Source organism: Halovivax sp., from assembly GCA_007119345.1.
Classification (GTDB): domain Archaea; phylum Halobacteriota; class Halobacteria; order Halobacteriales; family Natrialbaceae; genus Halovivax.
Genome location: SKPV01000048.1, coordinates 1 through 6,085, shown reverse-complemented (window position 1 = coordinate 6,085; position 6,085 = coordinate 1). Strand labels below are relative to the sequence as shown.

Below are 6,085 nucleotides of genomic sequence, written 5' to 3'. Positions count from 1 at the left end.
CGCTCGACGGGCTGACGACGCTCGCGAGTCACGCCGCCGCCGTCGACGTTCTCGATCGGGTGGAGGAGAACACGCAATTTCACATCGAATCCCTGACGGCGGACGAATTCGCCGCGGCAAAAGCGCTCTTCCGGCAGCAGGAGGGGTTCTCGTTCGTCGACGCCTGTATCGTCGCGTACATGCAGACGGAGGGTCTGGGGTATCTCTACGCGTTCGACGACGATTTCGACGCTGCCGAGGACGTCTACCGTCTCGACGTCGCGACGAACCCCTATCGACCGAAGTGACCGGTACGCGCCCGGTCCGTCACACGCCGTCTAGATCTCCCCACCGATAGCGGGGTTCGATGGAGCACTCGTCGCACGCCTCCCATCGAGAATGTATCCGAAGTAAGGTGCACCCTCCCGCACGAACCCGGACGGAGTCGACCCACCGGTCACGATCCGCGACACGGTGCCGGGGGACGTTCCGGACATCCTGCGCGTCACCGAGCGTTCGTGGCGCGTGGCGTACGGCGACGTCCTCGCCGCGGAGACGGTCGAGCGAGCGGTGGCCGAGCTGCGCGACGACGAGGATCGGGCGGTGATCGAAAACCGAGCACGGGGACGTCCCACCGAATCGAGTTTCGGCCCCGGCCGACCGCGAAAAGCGCCGGGTGGTTCGAGGACAGAGCTGTCCTCGCGGGCGGCTCGTCCCTCCGAACGCCGCGGTCTCGATTTTCCGATCATCTCACCTCGTCCCGTTATCATTGCCATGTGCTAGCTTATCTCATCCGGCAACCTACATTCCCCGAGGAGCCATGACCGAAATCGAAAACACCGACGACGAACCGTCGGACGACGTCGATCGAACGCTATCGCGCGCGGAGACGACCGTCCGCGCGGCCGGCGCCTGGCTCGCCGCCGGCTCCCTCCTTCTCGTGGTGAGCCTCGCCCTCCATCCGCCGCCGTCCCCCGTCCCGGCCGAGTTCATGGCGATCATCGCCGAGAACGCCACCCTGTGGACGGCCGTCCACTGGGGCGCCGCCCTCGCGCTCACCATGCTCGTGATCGCGGGGTTGCTCGTGCTGACGGCCGGCTCCCGGCTCACCGAGACCTGGTGGACGATGAGCGCGTGGGCCGTCCTGGTCGTCGGCGCGCTGTGGGTGTCGACGACCGCCGTGGCCGAGGCCACGACCATCGCGACCGCCGCCGCGGCCGGGGACGCGGCCACGTTCGAAGCCTGGCAGCTGTTCGCCGAAGGGCAGGGGATCGGCTTCGGGTTCCTGGCCGCGGCGCTCGCCGCGATCGCCGCCGACCAGGCCCGGAGCGCGATCCCGATCACGCCCCCCTGGGGGGCCTGGATCGGAGCCGTCGCGGCGGTCGCGGCCGTCGTGGCGTACGTCGTCCTGGGAGCGGTGCTCGGAATCGCCATCGGCGCGCCGATCTGGCTCGCCGCCACGATCGTGATGGGACTCTGGACGTTCTGGTTCGGCGTCGCGCTGGCGCGGTCCGAGAGTCCGGAAGTCGCAGCCGTAGAGGCGGGGTCGCGGCGGCCGAGGACCGCCTGAGCCGCCGTTTGGCTCCGGCCGCCGTCGAATTTCGACGGCGCTCGCCTCCGCGGTGCAAGCGCGAGTAGCGACTCGAGCGCGAGAGCGCGCGCCGTCGCGCGAATCACACTGTCACGCGAATCGCCACGACGCGCCCATCACGCCGCCACGCGAATCGCCACGACGCGCCCATCACGCCGCCACGCGAATCGCCACGACGCGAGACCCGACGGTCGATTCGCGACGCCCCGTGACCGACATTTCGCCCCCCACACGACGGAAACGTGTCACGCGAACGCCGCGCATCACGAGGTTTAACACGGACAACGCCGACCGGACTCCCATGAGCGAACGAGCGGACGCTTCGGACGCAGCGTTCTGGGGCGAGGACGCTGACGGTCCCGCAGCGATCCAGCGCTACCGGACGCTCGTCAACACGGTCGACGACGGGATCTACCAGCTCGACGCCGCCGGTCGGTTCGTCGCGGTCAACGACGTCGTCGTCGAGCTGACCGGCTACGCGCGCGAGGAGCTCCTGGGCGAGCACGTCTCGATCCTGCTCGCGGACGAGGACGTCGACCGAATCGGCGGCGAGATCGCCGAGAGCGTCGCGAACGACGAGCCCCTTCCCGAGACGTTCGAACTCGCGGCGCGCACCGTCGACGGGAGCGAACTCCACTGCGAGCTGCGCGTGAGTCTGCTCCTCGAGGACGGGGCGTTTCGAGGGACGGTCGGGACCGTCCGAGACGTCACCGAGCGGAAACGTCGGGAGGAGCGCCTCGACGAGCGCGAACGGCGCCTCGAGCGCGAGCGGGATCTAATCGATCGGATCCTCGAGACGAGTCCCGTCGGCATTCAGGTGCTCGACGCCGACGGCGAGGTCACGCGGATGAACAACCGACTGCGGGAGATCCTCGAGATACCCGCGGACGAAGCGGGAACGTACGATCCGTCACAGCGGACGGTCTACGACGAGGACGGCCGCGAGATCGCGGCCGACGACCACCCCTTCGCCCGGACGCTCGAGACGGGCGAACCGGTCTACGACGAGGTGGTCCGGATCGACCTCCCGAGCGGCGACTCGCGGTGGGTTTCGGTCAACGCGGCGCCGCTCTTCGACGAGGACGGCGACCTCGACCGCGTCGTCACCGCCGGGGAGGACGTCACCCAACTCAAAGCGCGCGAACGCCGGCTCGAGTCCGAACTCGACGAGGTACTGGGCCGCGTCTCCGACGCGTTCTACGCGCTCGACGAGGAGTGGCGGTACACCCACGTCAACGACCGCGCCGCGGAGTTCATGGGACGGTCGCGGGCGGAGATTCTCGGGGAGAACGCGTGGGACCTGTTTCCGGAGGCCGTCGGCTCGAACCTCTACGACCGATTCCACGAGGCCATGGAAACCCAGGAGCCCGTCTCGTTCGAGCGCTACTCCGAACCGTTCGGCATCTGGACCGAGGTGAACGCGTACCCCTCCGAGACGGGGCTCTCGGTGTACTTCCGCGACATCACCGAGCGCAAGGAGCGCGAGCGATGCCTCGAGGAGGCCAAGACCCAGCTCGAGGCGGCAACCGAGGCCGGCGCGGTCGGCACCTGGGAGTGGCACGTCCCCGACGATCGGATGGTCACCGGCGAGACGTACGCCAGAAAGTTCGGGGTCGATCCCGACGCGGCGCGCGAGGGCGTGCCGAGCGAGCGGTTCCTCGCCGCGATCTGCGAGGACGATCGCGACCGGGTCGAGGCGAAGATCGAGGACGCGCTCGCCGCCGGCGGGGAGTACGAGGTGGAGTACCGCATCCGGAGCGAGGACGACGAACTCCGGTGGGTCATCTCCCGCGGTCGCGTCGAACGCGACGACGACGGAACGCCCCTCAGGTTCGCCGGCGCGACCACCGACATCACGGACCGAAAGTGCGCCGAGTTGCGCCTCGAACGCCACACCGAGCAGCTGGAGACGCTGTTCGAGCTCCTCCCCGTCGGCGTGGTGGTCGCGGACGCCGACGGCGGACTCCTCGAGGCCAACGAGGCGGCCGAGAAGATCTGGGGCGGCGACGTGTTCGACGCCGCCTCCCTCGACGAGTACGACAAGTTCCCCGTCAGGCTGGCCGACACGGGCGAACCGGTCTCGCGCGAGGAGTGGACGATCGCCAGGGCGCTCCGGGGCGAGGAGATCACGGAACCCAGGCTCTTCGAGATCGACAATCTGAACGGCGAGACGCGGATCCTGAGCGTCCGGGGGATGCCGGTCAGGGACGAACGAGACGAGGTGACCCGCGCGGTGATCACGCTCTCGGACATCACCGAGCGTCGCCGGTACCAGCGGCGACTCGAGGAGACGGTCGAGCGCCTCGGGGCGTCGAACGAGCGCCTCGAACACTTCGCGTACGCCGCCTCCCACGACCTGCAAGAGCCCCTGCGGATGGTCTCGAGTTACCTGCAGCTCATCGAGGAGCGCTACGGCGACGCGCTCGACGAGGACGGGGAGGAGTTTCTCGCCTACGCCGTCGACGGCGCCGACCGGATGCGGGCCATGATCGACGGGCTGCTGGCGTACTCCCGCATCGAGGCGCGGGGCGATCCGTTCGAGCCGACCGACCTCGGAGGCGTCGTCGACGACGTCCTCGCGGACCTCCGGTTACGTATCGCGGAGAGCGACGCCGACGTCGCGGTCGGCGACCTCCCCCGCGTCGAGGGCGACGAGCACCAGTTGCGCCAGCTGTTCCAGAACCTCCTGGCGAACGCGATCGAGTACAGCGGCGACGAGCCGCCGACGATCCGCGTCGACGCCGAACCCCGGGACGGCGAGTGGCTCGTCTCGGTCCGCGACGAGGGGATCGGCATCGATCGCGACGAACAGGATCGCGTGTTCGAGGTCTTCGGCCGACTCCACAGCCGCGCCGAGCGCGGGGGACCCGGGATCGGGCTGGCCATCTGTCAGCGGATCGTCGAGCGCCACGGCGGCGAGATCCGGGTCGACTCCGAGCCCGGCGAGGGATCGACGTTCGCGTTCACGCTGCCGGCGGCGTCGGAACGCGAGAACTGATTCCGTCCGACGGGTGCGGACGGTCGGCGTTCGGAAGGGTGCGGACGGTCGGCGTTCGGAAGGGTGCGGACGGTCGGCGTCCGGGGGCGCGGAGGGTCAGCGTCCGGGGGCGCGGAGGGTCGGCGTCCGGGGGCGCGGAGGGTCAGCGTCCGGGGGCGCGGAGGGTCAGCGTCCGGGGGCGCGGAGGGTCGGCGTCCGGGGGCGCGGAGGTCGGTTTGACCCGTCGTCGTCGTTTCGAACCCGCGGCCGTCGGATCTCCGATCGGCTCCGCCGCTCGACGCGCTCGGGTACGTTCCAGTACGCGCGGAATTCGTTGCGGACCGCGAGATCGCTGTTCGCGGCCGGGAAGCCGCGGGCGACCGCCATCGGGATCGGCGCAGCCCCCGGCCACCCTCGTCAGTACCAGACCGTGCCGCCGTCGACGTTGATGTCCTGACCCGTGATGTGGCGCCCCTTGGGCCCCAGCAGGAACGACACCATCTCGGCGACGTCCTCGGGGTCGACGAGCTCGCCGAGCGCCGCGTCGTCGGTGAACACGGCCCGTTTCGCCTCCTCGTAGCCGAGGCCGCGCCGCTCGGCCTGGCGCTCGATCACGCGGTCGATCCGCGGGCCCGTCGTCGCGCCCGGACAGACCGCGTTGACGGTCACGTCGTCGTCGCCGAGTTCGAACGCGAGCGTTCGCGTGAGGCCGATGACCGCCATCTTCGACGCCGCGTACGGCGTGCGGTCCTCGAGCGGGCGCTTGCCGCTGATCGAGGAGATGGTGACGACGCTCCCGCGGTCGCTCTCGACGAGGTGGGGCGCCGCGTGCTTGGTGACGAGGAACGGCCCCCTGGCGTTGACCGCCATGGTCCGGTCCCAGTCGTCGGCGTCGACCTCCGTGACGGGCGCCGTCGGACCGGCGATGCCGGCGTTGTTCACGACGCCGTCGATCCCGCCGAAGGTCGAGACGGTCTCCTCGACGAGCGCCTCGACCGACGATTCCGCCGTCACGTCGGTCCGGACCGGCAGCGCCCGGTCGCCGGCGTCGGCCAGCGATGCCGTCTCCTCGATGCCGTCGCTCCGGGCCGCCAGGGCCACGTTCGCCCCGTTCGCGAGCAGTTCGAGCGAGATCGCTCGGCCGATCCCGCCGCTCGCGCCGGTGACGACGATCGTCCTGTCCTCGTGCATGCGCGTCCATTCCGGAACCGGCCCGATAACTGTTCGGCGTCGCCGCGGGGCCGCCCCCGATGGTCGCGACGACGTGCGCGGACGGCGCGGTCGAGAACCACCCCGGGACTGCGAGCGAGGACGACGGCGAGATCGTCGAGTGGAACGAGGCCGCCGAGGAGATCCGGAGCGGTGCGATCGCCGATCGGAGTCGGTCGCCGAGTGGGAGGCTCGATGAGCGAACGCGGGCGAACCGGTCGGCCCCGGCGAGTTGCCGCTCGCCCGGGCGCCGGCGAGTACCGTCCTGGTTCTCCGGCGCCGGCGAGTACCGTCCGGGCTTCCGAGCGCCGGCGAGTACCGTCCGGGCT

5 protein-coding genes are annotated in these 6,085 nt (G+C 70.3%); 4 read left to right on the top strand and 1 reads right to left on the bottom strand.

Annotated features, from left to right (window positions below; translation table 11 throughout):
- From QZT59_RS03695 to QZT59_RS03685, 3 genes are all read left to right on the top strand, one after another.
- The coding region (locus tag QZT59_RS03695) for a PIN domain-containing protein (protein ID WP_290811488.1) at positions 1–287 on the top strand (287 nt) is incomplete at its 5' end.
- 512 nt (positions 288–799) lie between these two features.
- Complete coding sequence (locus QZT59_RS03690) at positions 800–1,549, top strand: hypothetical protein (protein ID WP_290811485.1); 750 nt, start codon at positions 800–802, stop codon at positions 1,547–1,549.
- Positions 1,550–1,871: 322 nt separating this feature from the next.
- Complete coding sequence (locus tag QZT59_RS03685) at positions 1,872–4,568, top strand: PAS domain S-box protein (protein ID WP_290811482.1); 2,697 nt, start codon at positions 1,872–1,874, stop codon at positions 4,566–4,568.
- A gap of 396 nt (positions 4,569–4,964) precedes the next feature.
- Here the strand turns inward: QZT59_RS03685 and QZT59_RS03680 are convergent, their stop codons facing one another.
- Positions 4,965–5,738, bottom strand: coding sequence for an SDR family NAD(P)-dependent oxidoreductase (locus QZT59_RS03680; RefSeq protein WP_290811479.1), 774 nt, complete (start codon positions 5,736–5,738; stop codon positions 4,965–4,967).
- A gap of 59 nt (positions 5,739–5,797) precedes the next feature.
- Between QZT59_RS03680 and QZT59_RS03675 the strand changes: the two genes are divergently transcribed.
- On the top strand, positions 5,798–6,085 hold a 288-nt coding region (locus tag QZT59_RS03675; RefSeq protein ID WP_290811476.1), incomplete at its 3' end, for a hypothetical protein.

Bases quoted from the DNA above. Each gene is read 5' to 3' on its own strand.
- QZT59_RS03685 (WP_290811482.1), top strand. From the start codon at position 1,872: ATGAGCGAACGAGCGGACGCTTCGGACGCAGCGTTCTGGGGCGAGGAC.
- QZT59_RS03690 (WP_290811485.1), top strand. From the start codon at position 800: ATGACCGAAATCGAAAACACCGACGACGAACCGTCGGACGACGTCGAT.
- QZT59_RS03680 (WP_290811479.1), bottom strand. From the start codon at position 5,738: ATGCACGAGGACAGGACGATCGTCGTCACCGGCGCGAGCGGCGGGATC.